This is a genomic window from Pedobacter sp. GR22-10 (genome assembly GCF_026239715.1).
Classification (GTDB): Bacteria; Bacteroidota; Bacteroidia; order Sphingobacteriales; family Sphingobacteriaceae; genus Pedobacter.
On sequence record NZ_JAPIVR010000003.1, the window covers coordinates 454,023 to 470,198 of the forward strand.

The 16,176-nt window shown below is 37.9% G+C and carries 14 protein-coding genes; 6 read left to right on the forward strand and 8 right to left on the reverse strand.

Translation table 11 applies throughout. The features are described 5' to 3' along the window. Positions 1-47 precede the first annotated feature (47 nt). Positions 48-803: a DUF4197 domain-containing protein gene (locus tag OQX64_RS14660; protein WP_265819316.1), complete on the reverse strand. Its 756-nt coding sequence runs from the start codon at positions 801-803 to the stop codon at positions 48-50. A gap of 217 nt (positions 804-1,020) precedes the next feature. Between OQX64_RS14660 and OQX64_RS14665 the strand changes: the two genes are divergently transcribed. Then, the gene (locus tag OQX64_RS14665; RefSeq protein WP_265819317.1) at positions 1,021-1,599 is read left to right on the forward strand and encodes an RNA polymerase sigma factor; all 579 of its coding nucleotides are present in this window, start codon (positions 1,021-1,023) and stop codon (positions 1,597-1,599) included. Then, the gene (locus OQX64_RS14670; protein ID WP_265819318.1) at positions 1,592-2,896 is read left to right on the forward strand and encodes a carboxypeptidase-like regulatory domain-containing protein; all 1,305 of its coding nucleotides are present in this window, start codon (positions 1,592-1,594) and stop codon (positions 2,894-2,896) included. The genes OQX64_RS14665 and OQX64_RS14670 overlap by 8 nt, the downstream gene beginning before the upstream one ends. Positions 2,897-3,249: 353 nt before the next feature. Here OQX64_RS14670 and OQX64_RS14675 read toward each other — a convergent pair whose 3' ends face one another. Continuing rightward, positions 3,250-4,260, reverse strand: coding sequence for an inorganic phosphate transporter (locus OQX64_RS14675; RefSeq protein WP_029281759.1), 1,011 nt, complete (start codon positions 4,258-4,260; stop codon positions 3,250-3,252). Positions 4,261-4,272: 12 nt separating this feature from the next. After that, positions 4,273-4,914, reverse strand: coding sequence for a DUF47 domain-containing protein (locus OQX64_RS14680; protein WP_029281757.1), 642 nt, complete (start codon positions 4,912-4,914; stop codon positions 4,273-4,275). A gap of 240 nt (positions 4,915-5,154) precedes the next feature. On the opposite strand from OQX64_RS14680, the gene OQX64_RS14685 reads away from it, so the two are divergent. The 4 genes from OQX64_RS14685 to OQX64_RS14700 all read left to right on the forward strand — a co-directional run bounded on the left by OQX64_RS14685 (position 5,155) and on the right by OQX64_RS14700 (position 10,393). Beyond that, the gene (locus OQX64_RS14685) at positions 5,155-6,942 is read left to right on the forward strand and encodes a hypothetical protein (protein ID WP_265819319.1); all 1,788 of its coding nucleotides are present in this window, start codon (positions 5,155-5,157) and stop codon (positions 6,940-6,942) included. Between the two features lie 64 nt (positions 6,943-7,006). Further along, positions 7,007-8,827 carry a hypothetical protein gene (locus OQX64_RS14690; RefSeq protein WP_265819320.1) on the forward strand — a complete coding sequence of 607 codons (1,821 nt, stop codon included), beginning with the start codon at positions 7,007-7,009 and terminating at the stop codon, positions 8,825-8,827. A 55-nt stretch (positions 8,828-8,882) separates the two neighbouring features. Continuing rightward, positions 8,883-9,437 carry a LemA family protein gene (locus tag OQX64_RS14695; protein WP_265819321.1) on the forward strand — a complete coding sequence of 185 codons (555 nt, stop codon included), beginning with the start codon at positions 8,883-8,885 and terminating at the stop codon, positions 9,435-9,437. Continuing rightward, positions 9,437-10,393 (forward strand): DUF3137 domain-containing protein, encoded by a 957-nt coding sequence (locus OQX64_RS14700; protein ID WP_265819322.1) that lies wholly within the window; start codon positions 9,437-9,439, stop codon positions 10,391-10,393. The genes OQX64_RS14695 and OQX64_RS14700 overlap by 1 nt, the downstream gene beginning before the upstream one ends. On the opposite strand, the gene OQX64_RS14705 is transcribed toward OQX64_RS14700, so the two are convergent. Genes OQX64_RS14705 through OQX64_RS14725 form a run of 5 tightly spaced genes read right to left on the reverse strand, consistent with a single transcriptional unit; the run spans position 10,394 to position 16,157 of the window. Continuing rightward, entirely contained in the window at positions 10,394-10,759 is a 366-nt protein-coding gene (locus OQX64_RS14705; protein ID WP_088299877.1) for a response regulator, read from the reverse strand. It abuts the gene before it with no gap. A gap of 29 nt (positions 10,760-10,788) precedes the next feature. Further along, positions 10,789-11,376 carry a chemotaxis protein CheB gene (locus OQX64_RS14710; protein ID WP_088299878.1) on the reverse strand — a complete coding sequence of 196 codons (588 nt, stop codon included), beginning with the start codon at positions 11,374-11,376 and terminating at the stop codon, positions 10,789-10,791. Beyond that, a complete protein-coding gene (locus tag OQX64_RS14715; protein WP_088299879.1) occupies positions 11,361-12,179 on the reverse strand; it encodes a CheR family methyltransferase in 819 nt (272 codons plus the stop codon). Before OQX64_RS14715 ends, OQX64_RS14710 begins: the two co-directional genes overlap by 16 nt. Position 12,180: 1 nt before the next feature. Next, positions 12,181-12,552: a response regulator gene (locus OQX64_RS14720; RefSeq protein WP_088299880.1), complete on the reverse strand. Its 372-nt coding sequence runs from the start codon at positions 12,550-12,552 to the stop codon at positions 12,181-12,183. Between the two features lie 17 nt (positions 12,553-12,569). After that, complete coding sequence (locus tag OQX64_RS14725; RefSeq protein WP_265819323.1) at positions 12,570-16,157, reverse strand: response regulator; 3,588 nt, start codon at positions 16,155-16,157, stop codon at positions 12,570-12,572. Positions 16,158-16,176: the final 19 nt, after the last annotated feature.

A 16,176-nucleotide genomic window follows, 5' to 3' on the forward strand; every position in this document is an offset into this window, starting at 1 on the left:
ATTTATGATTTTAACAAGACTTAACGCATATGACCTGCAAGATTCTTTTAACCTTTTTTCCTATCGGCGTAACCAAATACCTTTTGCAGCAATGTGGTACTTCGTGAATTAAGATTTCCCCTGATTTTGAGTTCCTCTTTTGCCACTTCTATAAACAAACCATCTATTGCCTTTTGTGTAACATAACCGGTTAAATCTGTGCTTACGGGCTTAACCAATGGCAAACGGTTATATTGGGTAGTCAGATCTGAATAGTATCTACTTGCATTTACCTTATTCAAACTATTCTTAACGACAGGGCTAAATTTCTCAAGCAATTGCGCGGTAGTTACACGTTTAAAATAAGAAGTTGCAGCATCATTATTGCCAAGTAAAATATTGCTGGCATCCGCTAAAGTCATTTGCTTAATTGCAGCAATAAAAATTGGCTTTGCTTCTTTGGCTGCATCTTCAGCAGCACGGTTCAAACTCAAAATAACATTGTCGCAAAGACTGTTTAAGCCAATGCTGCGTAATGTTTTTTCTACCTTCTGCGCTTCAGGTGGCATTAAAATTTTAACCGCTAAATTACCCAGAAACCCATCTCTTGCAGATAATCGGTCAGCGCCGGCTGAAACACCAATTTGTAAGGCTTCCTTTATTCCCTGCCCAATCTCCAGTTGGCTCGGTGTTCCGGTGGAAGAAGTAGTGCGCTGTTTTTCGGTAACCTTTTTAAAAATATCGTTCAGTTTAATCTGAGCATCTGCCCGCAGGTTGGCCAATAAAATAAGTGCCAGGGATGCCGATAAAATAATTTTTTTCATTGTATGTGTTTATCCCTTCAGGAGCAAAAGATCTGCCATAAACTAAAGTGCGCATTTGTTTTTCAAATATAACACTTTGACGGACTGACAAATGTTATATTTAATACCGGTAAGGTTTTTAAAAATTAAAGTCTATTCCTTAATTCATGAGTTTATTCCATATCACTCAGAAATATTTTTTATACTTGAAAGATTATTTGATATAGCTACCCATTTTTTGAAGTTTATAAAAAACACAGCTGGAAATCACCAGCAAGATGATGCCAAATTAATTGCCGAGTATAAAAGTACCGGCAATTTAGATGCATTAGGTACGCTTTACAATAAATACATGCATTTGGTTTTTGGGGTTTGTTTAAATTATTTTAAAGATGAAGAGCAAAGCAAAGATGCGGTGATGCAAATCTTTGAAGAATTAGTAACCAAGCTGAAAGTTCATGAAGTGCAGAACTTCAAAAGCTGGCTTCATGTTTTAACCCGAAACCATTGTTTAATGGCACTCAGGAAATCTGCGAAGCAAAATAACGTTTCTATTGATGACACTTTTGTGGAAAACAGCGAGTTGGTGCATCTAGATATGGACAACACAAAAGAAACGCAGCTTACCATTATGGAAAAGTGCATGGAAACCTTGCCTGAAGAACAGCGGAAAAGCGTAGATTTATTTTATCTACAAGAAAAGTGCTATAAAGAAGTGGCCGACATAACCGGCTATGATATGCTGAAGGTAAAAAGTTATATTCAGAATGGTAAGCGTAACCTGAAGATTTGTATAGAAAAAAACAGTGGTGAATAACGATTGGTTAGATATTGATGTACTGGAGGATTACCTGGATGGTAAGCTTGATGCTAAGGCTATGCACTTTGTAGAAAGGCAGGCTTTGGAGGATCCTTTCGTGGCTGATGCACTGGAAGGGCTGAAACAGTCACCGAAACGCAAACAGACGCTTTCTATCCTGCAAAAACAACTTCATGATCGCATTTCTCAAAAACCGGTTAAACGCAAACTCTGGGGAGTTACCACACAAAGGTTAAGCATTGCGGCCACAGCCACTGTTGCCTTTATTGCAGTAAGCATTCTTTTCTTTATGCGGGAAACTAACCGTAGAAATGCTGAAACTGCCGCCCGGAGGGCAAATGGTGTTATCGTAAATTTAGACACCAACACTTCAATTGCTGCAACATCAAAACCAAAGGATACGGCATTAAAAGCTGCTGACCAGACTAAATCAACTTTAATTGATCAGGCGATTGCCAAAGCGAAAACAGGAGATTTAGCCAAAAATACAAAAGCTGCACCAATAGTTAAGGCTGCAGAAAAAGCGGCTTCAACACCTAAGCCAGCCGATCAATATGAAAGGTTTAGTCAGGTTAAACAGGCACCACTTTCTACTGCACGCCAAATGGAAACCATGACTGACCAGCAAAATACGGTAATGGCTTCCGCTGCACCATCTGTTGCTGCCGATAAAATTATTTTTAGTGGCAATGTGGTTGATCAAAGAAATGGATTACCTGTTCAGGGTGCGGTAGTAAAAATTGCAGGTTCAGATAAAATTACGGCGACCAATGCCAATGGTTATTTTGCTTTACCTGCAGACAGCAATGCCAAAAACAAAGACCTGGTGATTAATGCCATTGGTTACAGGGAAACGCCTGTTTCGGGCACTCAAGACCCTAATATGATTCGAGAAGCTTTAAGCGGCAACAAATCACTCAATGAAATGGCCTTGATTACCAGATCAAATGGCAGAAAAAAGGAAAATGTACCTGCTCCTAAAATCGTATTGCGGTCTGAACAAAATCTGGACGGGAAAGTAATCGGAGAAATCACTAAACCCATCCCCGTTTCTACTATTGATTATAAACAGTATTTAGAAAATAACAATAAGCTTTATAATCCTAAAGGACCATCACAGTTTGTTATTTTAGGTTTTAAAGTTAAAAAGAACGGAAGGCCAACCAACATTAAGGTTGTAAAATCATTGAATAAAAAGGCTGATGCAGAAGCCAAACGACTGATCGAAACTGGCCCGGATTGGGTATTGCCAAAACAAGGGACTGACCTGGTTGAAATGAGTGTGAAGTTTTAATCATATTAGCGTTGATGATTAATTTAAAGCCTTCAAAGAAAAACCTTAATTTCATCTTATCGAACCTTTAACATTTCAGATTGATGGTCGTATGATTAATTCGTTTTGGTGAATAGTTCCCGCTAATTTAAAAAGATAAACGCCGATTCATAAAGCCTCTGCGAAAATTTGTGCAATCAGCAGGGAGAAATTTAGCTCGTATGATATTCCGACTCTATTTTTAATCCTATATATACACTTTCCCCTCTTTGCGAAAAACTTAGCAATCTTTGCAGTTACAAACGACCACTTTGATCATAAAAAAAGACCAGAGCTAAAGCTTTGGTCTTTCTATATTTTTAAAATATGATCAATTATTTGAAGTAATAAATACCAGCATAAATGATCGCTGCCAATGTTGCTGATACCGGAATGGTTAATACCCAGGCCCAGATCAGGTTAATGGTTACCCCCCAACGTACTGCTGATACACTTTTTACCAAGCCTACACCCACAATTGAACCTGTTATGGTATGTGTGGTAGAAACCGGAATAGCAAAATGTTCTGTAATCCCTAAGGTTACCGCACCTGCCGTTTCAGCAGCAACACCCTCGAGCGCTGTTACCTTCGTGATTTTAGAACCCATTGTTTTCACAATTTTCCAGCCACCGCTCATGGTACCTAAAGATATGGCTGAATAACAGGCAATCGGAACCCAGGTTGGTAGTGCTTCAAAATCAGGAATTACCTTTGATGCGATTAAAGCCGTAGCAATAATACCCATTACCTTCTGTGCATCGTTACCACCGTGGAAGAAACTTAAAGCTGCTGAAGAGAGTAATTGTAACCGCTTAAACCATTTTTCTGCAGTTGAAGGCTTTGCATAACGACAAATGTTGATGATGATCAGGGTAATGACTACCGAAATCACCATACCAATAATCGGTGCCAATACAATAAATGAAACAATTTTAACGACATAGCTCATATTAACCGCATCCAGCGGACTAGCACCGGTAAGTAAAGCATGTGTCATCCCTGCGCCAGCAAAACCACCAATCAGTGTATGCGACGAACTCGATGGAATACCATACCACCAGGTTAAAAGGTTCCAGATAATTGCGGCAACAAGGCCCGCCAGAATAACTTCAAGCGTAATATAATTTTCGATCACCGTTTTAGCAACCGTATTGGCTACCTTATGATCGGTAAAATAAAAGTAAGCGGCAAAATTGAAAAGTGCAGCCCACAAAACCGCCTGAAAAGGCGTAAGAACTTTTGTAGAAACAACCGTTGCAATCGAATTAGCGGCATCGTGAAAGCCGTTAATGTAATCGAAAGCAATGGCCAGAATTACAACAACAACCAATAAGGTAGTTACCATGTTTGTTTTTTATTAAGCGTTTTTAACCAGGATAGTTTCAAGCACATTCGCCACATCTTCGCACTTATCTGTCGCTTTTTCTATCGTTTGTAAAACCTCTTTTTGTTTAATTAATTCAATTGCATTGGTTTCATATTCAAACAAACGCGCAACCGCCAGCGTAAATACGTAGTCGGCCTGGTTTTCACCACTGTTAATACGGATACAGGCATCGGCAATTACACGAATATTTTTAAAGCTGCGCAATTCTTTAATCGCCTTATCAATGTCGGTACACATTTCCACCAAAAGCTCTGCAATTTTAACAATTGGTTCATTAATGGTGTTCATATTGTACATCTGCATACGATTTGCAGTGCCATAAATATAATCAGCAACATCATCAACAGCCGTTGCCAGCTGGTGGATATCTTCACGATCAAACGGTGTAATAAAATTTCTGCTTAATTCCAGAAAGATGGAGTGCGTAATATCATCACCTACATGCTCCAGGCGTTCAATTTCTTTAAAAATAGTTTTTCTGCTTTCAGCATCTGCGGTGCTAACCATCTCTAAAAGAGATTCTGCAATCTTTAAAGCGTTACTGCCAGCTTGCTCAAAAAGAGGATGGAATTTTCTATCTTGAGGGGTAAAGAACTTAAAAATATTGTTCATGTTAATTCTTAATATGGCACAAATCTACAAGCTCAATGTTAAGTTAATGTTAATTTACATATTATTATTAAGGATTAAATGTAAATAAGCTAAGTTTCTGTTATTCTGAGCTTACCGTAACATTAATTTAAATAACTTTCATATAAACTGATACATACTCAGACAGCATTACCAATTGTAACGCAAACTGTTAAAAAACCTTTCCAACATAGAATTGTTTAACACCGATAAGCCATAATCATGAAAGCTCAAAACAGTAATAAACTTTGGATTTGGATTGGAAGTATTTTAGGCTTTTTAATTTTAGTCCTTTCATTTGGTGCCATGTTTCTAAGCGCAAGATGGAAACCCATGCTGAGCGAAAAAATTAGGGCGGGTGTTTATAATGGCTCAGATCACCTTTACACCATTGATTTTAAAAGCATCAATCTTAACGTTATCACCGGAAGCCTGGCATTAAGAGACGTAACATTAAAGGCCAATCCATCAGTTTATGATAGCTTAAAAAAGAAAAGCCTTGCTCCGGCACACGTTTTTGATATTAAACTCAAAAAACTGCAGATCACCAGGGCCAGTATATTAACGGCATACTTTAAAAAACGTTTGGATATTAATGCCATTATACTTGATAAACCTTCTATTCATGTAACTTTTAACAAAGTGCCAAAGCCTGTTAAAGACAATAAAGGAGAAAAATCACTTTATGAGCAAATTTCCAAAACCTTTAAATCGGCAAGAGTTCATGCTATCAAAATCAATGATGCAGATTTCAGCTACATTAATAGCGGTGCACCAAAGAAAACCCGTAATGCCATTAAACACCTTGATATTAATGTTGAAGATTTTCTCTTAGATTCCCTTTCCAAAGATGATTCTTCACGCTTTTACTATACAAAAGATATCTCCTTTCAGATTGCAGGTTATAAATCAACCACAAAAGATAAGATGTATAACATGAGGGTGGATACCATTAAAGGCTCAACATCATCGAAAAAGGTCTCCATTAAAGGTTTAAAACTTATTCCGCTATACGATGAACTGGCATTTTCACGAAAGTACAAAGTCCAGAAAGACCGTTATAACCTAAATTTTAACGACATTGAATTTGAAGGAATGGATTTTGCCAGCTTCAATACGGATGAAAAAATTCACGCCAGGGCAGTTACCATTGGTCCGGCTCAGGTTGAGGTTTTTATGAGCCGTGAATCTCCCCCGCCTCCGGGGCTGGACAAAGGACAAAATTATCCGCACATAGCCCTTAAAAGACTAAATATGCCAGTTATCATTGACACCGTAAAACTTAACCAGGTTGATGTAAAGTATGGCGAGTATAACCTGGCCAGTAAGAAAACGGGCTCAGTCAGTTTTAAATCCATTAATGGCACCATTGTAAATGTAACTAACGACAGTTTAAGACTGACCAAAAACAACCATGCCCTGGCTAATCTTAATACATTATTGATGGGTAATGGAAAAATGAATGTTAAGATAGATTTTAACCTTACCGATCAAAATGGCTCATTTGGTTACAGTGGAAACCTGAAGTCTTTCAATATGAAAGACCTGAATCCTTTATCAATAGCATTAGGACTGGTGGAAATAGAAAGCGGAAATATTCAACAACTGGATTTTAAAGCCAATGGGAATCTTCGTACCGCTTCAGGCACAATGAACATGCTTTACAGCGATTTAAAGGTAAAGTTACTGTCTGATAATATTGATGGCGAAGGCACAAAACAAAAAGGTTTTTTATCCCTTTTGGCCAATAATATTTTAATTAAGGACGCTAACCCTGATAAAGGAGAAGCACCACGCAAGGCGGTTATGAGCAGTACCAGACTTAATTCTGGTTCCTTTTTTAACCTGATGTGGAAAACTGTTTTCGTGGGCATAAAGGATATTGTTGGTGTGGGTATTGTGCCCGAGAAAAATCCTGTAAAACAGCAAAAAGCGATTGCCAAAAAAATCCGGAAGCAAAAAAGGGCCGATAGACGGGAAGCTAGAAAAGCAAAACGAGAGAAAAATTAAAGGCTGGCATTTAAGAAATACGTTTATAAACGTATATTGCTGTTGAATCCAGTCCATTCGTTAAATGCCAGAAACAAAGAGACATCGATATAAAATTATAAAATGGATTGCAGCGACAATAATTATCGCTTTTGGCCTTTTATCTGCCACTGCCTGGTTTTTGAATGTTAAATCTCGCCCCTTACTGACCGCGCAGATAAAAACACTTCTCTATAAATCAACAGATAGCTTATATACCATCAGCTTCTCCAATGTTTCTACCAATATATTAACAGGAAGTGCAACCTTACAAAATGTTAAAATCACTGCCGATACCATCCGGTTTAAAGAGTTAATCCGTTTAAAAAGGGCACCTAATAATCTTTACACCGTAACTTTAAAAAAACTGGTGGTAAAACACTTTCATCCGTTCACGCTTTACCGACAAAAAAAGCTTCAGATTGAAGAGGTGATTTTTGACAAACCTGAGGTATTGATGATGAACAGACAGTTTGATTTTAATGAGAACAGACCCCCTCGTCCAATTAAATCACCCTATTCATTTATTGCTAAAAACCTGGAAGAATTTCGCATCAATGCCATTCGCTTTCAGGATGCCAGCTTCAAATACATCAACAAAAATGTGAATCAATTAAATGTTTTTGCCATAGACGACCTCAACATCACCTTATCAGATTTACTGGTTGATTCTACTTCTGCTGATGACCCAACAAGATTTTATTTACTGAAAGACGTCATCATTAATCTGAATGATTATCAATATACCACGCCCAATAAACTGTACAATATTAAGCTAAATAAGCTTGATTTCCGGGCATCTACAGGAAAGCTAAGGATCAATAAATTTGAACTGGAGCCACGCTATGATGAAATGAAATTTGCTCAAGTTGCAGGGCATGCCACGGAAAGGTTTCACATCCAGATGAGTGACATATTAATGAACGGCATTGATTTACCTGTTTATATTAGTAAGCAGGAGTTGCGGGCAAAGGAAATGGGTATTGCTAATGGCTTTATCTCTGTATTTAATAATGGCAGCACTAAAAAAGCAGAAGGCGAAATTAAAAAAGGCCGGTTTCCACATCAGCTCCTGCAGAAACTGGCTCCTCCTGTGTTAATCCAGAAAATTAAACTTAAAGACGTTAATATCAGTTATACCATTTATAATGATGAAAGTAAGCAACGCGGCAGAATTTCTTTTGAACACACCTCTGGTATATTTAAAAATGTAACCAACTTACCTAAAATTAAGGCGATCAACCCCAAAATGGAGGTTAGCCTGAACACCTATCTATTAGGACAGGCAAGTTTGGATTTGAACTTTAAATTTGATCTGAAGTCTCCTAAAGGATATTTCGAATACAAGGGCATATTGCATAATTTTAATGCCCGAATATTGAATCAGATTACAAAACCTTTAGGCCTGGTGAGAATAAACAGAGGCATTGTAGATAAGTTGCAGTTTGATTTTAAAGCAGACAATACGGGCGCGAAGGGAAAGGTAGATTTTTATTATTATGATTTATCTGTTGCACTGATGCGCAATGATCCCGCTAAAGACCATTTGGTAACCCGTGGGCTGATTTCTATTCTGGCCAATGCGCTTATCATCAATTCAGAAAATCCAAACCGGCATAATCAGTTTATTTCATCTGATGTAAGTTATAAGAAACCGGATAGTTCATCGTTTTTTAGCCTGATCTGGCGAAGTTTATATACAGGCATTAAAAACAGTATTGGGATTACAGAAGAAAAGCAAAATGAGATTAAGCAACACATTGCAAATTTTAGGGAAATGCGGGCAAACCACGAAATCAGAAAAAGAAACCGGCTAAAACGCAGGATGCAAAGAGAAAAGCAGCGCAAGCTGAATGAGCGTAGATAGCTTAAAATTCTGTAACCTTTTATTATATTTAAAATCTAATCTAAAAACGATAATCATGATCCTTGTAATTATTCTCTTGGTGCTCTTACTTTTTGGGTTTTTCTTTTACAACAACATCATTGGAAAGAAAAACCAGGTAACTAATGCTTTTTCTGCAATTGATGTGATGCTGAAAAAACGTTTTGATTTGATCCCAAATCTGGTTGAAGTAGTAAAACAATATACTTCCTACGAACAGGATACTTTAAGCAAGATTGTTGAATTAAGATCAAAGGCCACTTCTGACAGTATTTCCAGTGCTGAAAAAGCCTCCATTGATGCTGAATTAAGCAGCAGCATGAAAGGCTTAATGGTTAATGTAGAAAATTATCCTGATTTAAAAGCGAATACAAATTTTATTAACCTTCAAAGTACATGGACAGAAAGTGAAGAACAGATTGCCGCAGCCAGAAGGACATATAATGCTGCTGTTACTGATTATAACAATTCAATTATGATGTTTCCTGGAAATTTATTTGCGGGCTTGTTTAACTTCTATCCGGTTACCGTATTGACCACTACTGAAGAGGAGCGAAAAAACATCAGCGCCAAAGACCTTTTTAATCGTTAATGCAAAATTATTTAAATGATAATGTGGCTTTGCAAAACACCATTGCCAAGATGGAAGTTGAGCGAAAGAAGGTTGCCGCCGAGCAAACCAAAGGCTTTACTTTTATTGGAATAGGGGTTGGGGTTGCCATTATTGGCCTTTTATTTGGATTGCTTTTCTGGGCCGTGCTTGCAGGCCTGATTCCGGTGCTATATGGCTGCATTATTTTATATCAGATTAATGATGCCCTGAAGGCTTACCAGCAAGCTTATAAGCAAAATATCATTGGTGAAGCACTAAAATTTTTAGATCCAAGTTTAACCATAAACCCAAAAGAAGGCATTTCATCTGACGAATTTAGCTATTCGCAGCTTTTTAATAAATCCGTTGACCGGTATAAAACAGAAGATCTGGTTAGCGGAAAAGCAGAGAAAACAAGTTTTTACTTTGCAGAAGTTCATGCAGAGTATAAAACAGAAAGGCAAACTGATAAAGGAACCGAAACCAGCTGGAGTAATATTTTTAAGGGTATTATATTCGTAGCCGACTTTAATAAACACTTAAGCAGCATAACTATCGTGAGGCCTAAAGACCTTGGCAATACAATCAGCTCCTGGTTTTCCAAAAATGTTTTTTCTTTTAGCGATCGGGATGTGATACAATTGGAAAATCCTGATTTTAGTCGTGCCTTTATTACTTATGGAAGTAATCAGGTCGAATCCCGATACATTTTAACTCCTTCTTTAATGGAGCGAATATTGTACCTGAATGCCAATTCAGAAGCAACGATTTCCTTATCCTTTATAGCATCAAGAATGTATATCGCTTTCCCTTTGGATAGAAATTGCTTTGAAGCCCCCATTTTTGAATCCTTGATCAATCCTGCTTCGCTTAATACAGACATCAACACCATTCGTTTTATGTATGATATTGTGAAAGAACTTGATTTAAATACCAGAATTTGGGGAAAGGAATAATTAGCTTAAATGCTTTTTAACAATATCTTCCAGGGCTGCAATATCAAAGGGTTTTGACAAGTAGCTATCTGCTCCGGCCTCATCCGCAAGTGAAGAAATATCATTATTGGCAGAGAAATAAATTACAGGAATATGTTTTAAATCAGGATTGCTTTTAATTGCCCTTGTTGCCTGTATACCACCTAAATCTGGTAACCAGTTATCCATAAAAATAAGATCTGGCATAAAAGCCGATACTTGTTTCTCTATGTCATTAGCACTTTCAGATGTTTTGATTTCATATCCTGCATCCTCCAAAATGAATGTACAAAGATCTAGTATATCCCTATTATCATCAAAAACAAATACTTTTTTTGTATCAGCCATAAATCTTTTTCGTGATGCAAATTTAACTACTATTTATGAATTAATCCATTTATATAGCCTGCCATTTTAAAGCTATCTAAAATTAAGTGTGGATTTACTTCATTTACAGCCTGCTGCGGCATATAGCCCATACTCGCTGTTTCAGGATTTTGTATCAGCACCAAGCCTCCATACTTGTTTACTACTTTTAGTCCTTCAACCCCGTCTGCATTGGATCCTGACAATAAGATACAGGTCAATTGATTTTTAAAAACCTCTGCTGCAGACTGAAACGTCACATCGATTGACGGACGGGAATAGTTTACTTTTTCTGAATAATCCAATGAGATGGTATGATCTTGCTCGATCAGCAAATGATAATCAGCGGGTGCGATATAAACACAGCCAGGTAATAATTTTTCCTTTTCTTCGGCTTCTCTTACCGTTAAGCTCGTTCGGTTTTTTAATAATTCTGTGAGGAGTGAATCATTACCAGCCTTACGATGGGTAACTAAAATAATCGGAAAGTTAATGTTCACACTTAGGCTAGGGAAAATTTCCAGCAACACATCCAAACTCCCAGCAGAGCCTCCGATAACCAAAGCGCTACATTTGCCTTGAGTTAAAGTTTCCGCCATATTTTTTCGTTTTTTATGCGCTTATAGTCTTTTGCATTTGACCAAAAATCAAGACTTTCCTTACTACCTAAGGCCAGAAAACCTAATTTTTCAAGACTGTTATCAAACAAATGAAAAACCTTGTGTTGTAAATCTTTATCAAAATAGATTAATACATTTCTGCATAAAATGAGCTGAAACTCGTTAAACGAGTGGTCAGAAACCAGATTATGTGTAGAAAAAATCATTTTGCTGCTTAAAGACTCATCAAATTTAACAAGTGAATAATTTGCAGCGTAGTAAGATGAAAAATCTTTTATTCCACCAGATTGAACATAGTTTTCAGAGTAACCCTTCAGGTAATTTAAAGGAAACATTCCATTTTTTGCCTTCTCTAAAACCGATGGATTAATATCAGTGGCATAAATCAGCGATTTATTAAGCAGATTAAGTTCTCTTAATAAAATCGCTAAAGAATAAGCTTCTTCTCCGGTTGAACAGCCAGCTACCCAAATCCGGATAAAGGGATAAGTACCTAACACCGGTAATACATCATTTCTAAGCGATTTATAGAAAGTAGGATCACGAAACATTTCGGTAACATTCACCGTAATTTCCTCTAAAAATCTTTTAAAATACTGTTTATCTGTTTTAACAGCATACCTGAATTCTGCAAAGCTGACAAAGCTATCCAGCGAATATAACCGGGTAATCCTCCTTTTGATTGATGCATGAGAATACTCCAAGAAATCATAACCGTGAGCTTCCAGCACGTCATTCAGCAGCAATTCTACCTGTTCATTATCTATCGCGTCAATTATCACCTTATTTTGTAACTTCTTCTATCTGTACAACCAATTCGTCAACATTAATGGGCTTTGAAACATAACCCGCGGCACCGGCACTGAGGCAGCGTTCCTTATCTCCAACCATGGCTTGCGCCGTAACAGCCAACACCGGAATATTCTGCATTTTTGGTGATTTTTTCATTGCCGCCATGGCCTGATAGCCATCCATATCCGGCATCATCATATCCATTAACACAACGGAAATATTTTCTCTTTCTTCTATGATGGAAAAACCATCACGCGCACTGATTGCCGACAAACATTCGTAACCTTTGGCCTTTAAAACAGCTTTTAAAGCAAAAATGTTTCGGTTGTCATCATCAATAATCAGAATTATTTTTTGAGGCATATGAGGTAAAAACGTACTTAAGATTTATAATGATTTTCGTATAACCATACGCGTAAAAGTGATACCAACTGATCCATATCCACTGGTTTGCTGATATAATCTGAAGCGCCGGCAGCAATACATTTTTCCCGGTCGCCCATCATGGCTTTTGCGGTAACGGCTAAAATAGGCAAATTTCTATATTTCAGGTTCTGCCTGATGGCCGTAGTGGTTTCATAACCATCCAGTTCAGGCATCATCATATCCATTAAAACCACATCAATATCAGAATTTTCATCCAATAATTTCAGTGCCTCCTTACCATCTATGGCTGCCAAAACTTTCATTTGATGCTGCTCTAAAATTTTTGTCAGAGAGAAAATATTTCTAACATCATCATCGGCCACGAGAACTGTTTTCCCTTTTAATACATCCTGTAATTCAGAAAATTTTTGAGGCAGTTTCGTTTTTTCCTTATTTTTTTCTTCTATCAAATGAAGGAATAAGCCGGCTTCATCCAGTATTCGCTGGTAAGAATGAGCGGTTTTCACCACGATTGAATCTGCATATTGTTTAATCCGGTTTTCTTCACCTTTGGATAAATTTTTTCCAGTAAAGATGATAATAGGAAGGTTTTCCAGTCCTGGTGTTTTCTTTACTACTTCAAGTGTTTCATAAGCATGTTTATCCGGAATACCCATATCCAGGATAACACAGTTTACCTCCGGCTTGTGCAAGGCTGAAACGCTGTCACCTACTTCGTTAACAATCTCGGTTTGGATATTGAAATTGCTTAAGAAATAACTCAATGCTTTGGCATGCTGCTTATTCTCTTCAACAATTAACACTTTTTTAGGGTGACGGCTTAAGGCATGCTCCAGTTTAGAGAAGATTTCCTGCATGTGCTCAAACGCAAAAGGCTTATTGATAAAATCTACCGCACCTTTAAGTAAACTTTCTTTTTTTACCTGTAGGGATGACATGATATGAACAGGAATCGGGCGCGTATCAGGGTCAGATTTTAATTCTTCCATCACCTGCCAGCCATCTTTTACAGGCAGCTGGATATCCAGCAATATGGCTATTGGTTTATAGGCCTTAGCCATCTCGATGCCCACATCGCCACGAACGGCAACCAACCCTTTGTAATTTCGTTTTCGGGTAAAATCCAGCAGCATTTTTGCAAAAGGCGTATCATCTTCTACAATTAAAATTACTTTATCACCAGGTTCAATGCTGTTGCGATCATCTTCTATTTCCTGCGGAATAGCATTCACGGTTAAATAATTTACCTTTGCAACAGGCACATCTATTGAAGGTACACTGGGCACATTCATTAATGGAACTGCACCTTCCATACCCTTGTTTTTGTCAATAGGTAGGGTTAGGGTAAAAACACTGCCCTCATTTTCCTTACTTTTTAAATCAATGAAACCACCTAAAAGCTTGGCCAGTTCTCTACTGATAGACAAGCCTAAACCTGTTCCGCCAAATTTGCGGCGCGTAGATCCATCAGCTTGTTGGAAAGCTTCAAAAACCATGGCCTGCTTATCGGCTGGAATGCCTACGCCAGTATCGGCTACTTCAAAAATGAGGGCATTTAATTTTTCATTCTTCGTGATGTTAAATTTGACAGCACCGTTAGATGTAAATTTAATGGCGTTTGAGAGTAAATTTTTGATAATCTGCTCCAGGCGCATTTTATCCGTATGAAAATATTCAGGAACATCTTCCGCTTGATCAATCACCAGCTCCAGTGATTTTTCTTTCGCTAAAGGATTAAACAATGCACGCATGTTAGCCGCAATATCGCTCACTTTAACATTGGATTGGTCGAGTTCCATTTTACCCGCTTCAATTTTAGAAAGATCCAGAATTTCATCGATCAAACTCAGCAAGCCCTGGCCGGAACTCTGGATTACTTCTGCATATTCCTGGTGTTCCTTATCCATCTCTTCATTTTCTGCCATTAACCTTGACAATAACAAAATGGAATTTAAGGGCGTACGCAACTCGTGCGACATGTTGGCCAGGAATTCTGATTTATACCTTGTACTCAATTCAAGTGCCTCTGCCTTTTGCTGGATTTCAGCATTTCTGATCTCAATCAGTTCGTTTTTCTCTTCTAACAAACTGCTTCTTTCTTCAAGTTCCTGATTGCTTTGCAATAATTCTTCCTGCTGTACGCGTAACTCCTCTTCTGAGGCCTGTAGTTTTTGCGCCTGCGCTTCAAGTTCGGCATTCATCCCTTCCAGCTCGTTATGTTGCACCTGAAGTTCTTCAGACTGGGCTTGTGTTTCTTCCAGGAATTGCTGTAGTTTTTGCCTGTTCTGTGCACCTAAAAGTGCGGATCCAACGTCAGACAGGATGAGGTTTAAAAAGTGCAGCTGAAGATCTGAAAGCGGTTTAACCGCACCAATTTCAAGGCCACCTATAGATATTCCGTTTCTGATAATTGGCAATACAATCAGTTGTGCGGGTTTGATGTTTCCGGTTGCATATGTAATGGTCAGTTCATTATCAGGAACGTCATCAATAATAATGTTTTTACCAGATTTTACAGCCTGACCAATTAATCCTTGTCCCAATTCAATAACCGGCAAAAGATTTTGTCCTTCTAAAGCATATTTACCTTTTAAATGCAGGTATCCATCATCTTTAAACAAATAAACTGCTCCTATCTGGCTTTTAGTATAGGTTACTAAAAATTCGATAATGTCATCTGCCAGGTGAAAAACATCTTTCTCACCAACCATTCTTACATTCAGGTTGGCAACTCCGGTTTGCAGCCATTCATTTTCTGCCAGCGTATCAAAAGATTTCTTTAACGATAAAGACATCGCATTTAAAGAACCTGAAAGCTCGCCGATATCATCACGTGATTTTGTATCGAGTAAAACGCCGTAGTTGCCACTTGAAATTTGATGCGCAATTTCCTTAATGGCAATAATGCGTTTTTCCATTTCACTTTTCTTGTCTTCAATCTCCTGCTGAAGCTTAACGCGTTCATCAAAATCAACCGAAACTTTTCTGTAAAAGAATAATGTGATCAATATGGCCAGGATGGCGGCCACCATGATGAGAACGGGTGTGTAGGAGGTTAGTTTATTTAATTCTTCAGTACGCTCATTCAGTAACCTTTTTTCCTCGTTTACCATTTTGTTTACGGCAGAACGTGCCTGATCCATATAGGTTTTACCCTGAAGAAGCACGGTGGGGTCTATTTTACCCCCTAGTGATTTAATTTCAATAGTGGAGGAAATAATGCTCAGGCGCCTCACCAGTATATCTTTCAGTTCATGAATGGTTTTCTGCTGTGCCGGATTATCACTTGTAGCCAAAGCAATAGAGTCTATGGCTTTCATCGCTACATCTCTGGCGCCCGTATAAGGTTCCAGAAATAATTTATTCCCGGTGAGCAGATAACCTCTTTGCCCGGTTTCAGCATCTTTCAATGTAGATATTACAGATTCGAGATTCAGGATAACCTGATCGCTATGTTTTACCAGTTCAGTGCTTCTGATCAGGTTACGAATGCTGACAAAAGAAGCGAGCGAACTAATAAAAAGAATAATTAGCGACAAGCCTAAGCCTAAACGTAGATTATTTTTCAGCGTGGTTTTCATTAATATATTTTAGAAATCT

What these genes read in the sequence shown, in the direction of transcription:
- OQX64_RS14660 (WP_265819316.1), bottom strand. Translation starts at nt 803, where the DNA reads ATGAAAAAAATTATTTTATCGGCATCCCTGGCACTTATTTTATTGGCC.
- OQX64_RS14675 (WP_029281759.1), bottom strand. Translation starts at nt 4,260, where the DNA reads ATGGTAACTACCTTATTGGTTGTTGTTGTAATTCTGGCCATTGCTTTC.
- OQX64_RS14720 (WP_088299880.1), bottom strand. Translation starts at nt 12,552, where the DNA reads ATGCCTCAAAAAATAATTCTGATTATTGATGATGACAACCGAAACATT.
- OQX64_RS14685 (WP_265819319.1), top strand. Translation starts at nt 5,155, where the DNA reads ATGAAAGCTCAAAACAGTAATAAACTTTGGATTTGGATTGGAAGTATT.
- OQX64_RS14700 (WP_265819322.1), top strand. Translation starts at nt 9,437, where the DNA reads ATGCAAAATTATTTAAATGATAATGTGGCTTTGCAAAACACCATTGCC.
- OQX64_RS14710 (WP_088299878.1), bottom strand. Translation starts at nt 11,376, where the DNA reads ATGGCGGAAACTTTAACTCAAGGCAAATGTAGCGCTTTGGTTATCGGA.
- OQX64_RS14690 (WP_265819320.1), top strand. Translation starts at nt 7,007, where the DNA reads ATGCCAGAAACAAAGAGACATCGATATAAAATTATAAAATGGATTGCA.
- OQX64_RS14680 (WP_029281757.1), bottom strand. Translation starts at nt 4,914, where the DNA reads ATGAACAATATTTTTAAGTTCTTTACCCCTCAAGATAGAAAATTCCAT.
- OQX64_RS14705 (WP_088299877.1), bottom strand. Translation starts at nt 10,759, where the DNA reads ATGGCTGATACAAAAAAAGTATTTGTTTTTGATGATAATAGGGATATA.
- OQX64_RS14725 (WP_265819323.1), bottom strand. Translation starts at nt 16,157, where the DNA reads ATGAAAACCACGCTGAAAAATAATCTACGTTTAGGCTTAGGCTTGTCG.
- OQX64_RS14695 (WP_265819321.1), top strand. Translation starts at nt 8,883, where the DNA reads ATGATCCTTGTAATTATTCTCTTGGTGCTCTTACTTTTTGGGTTTTTC.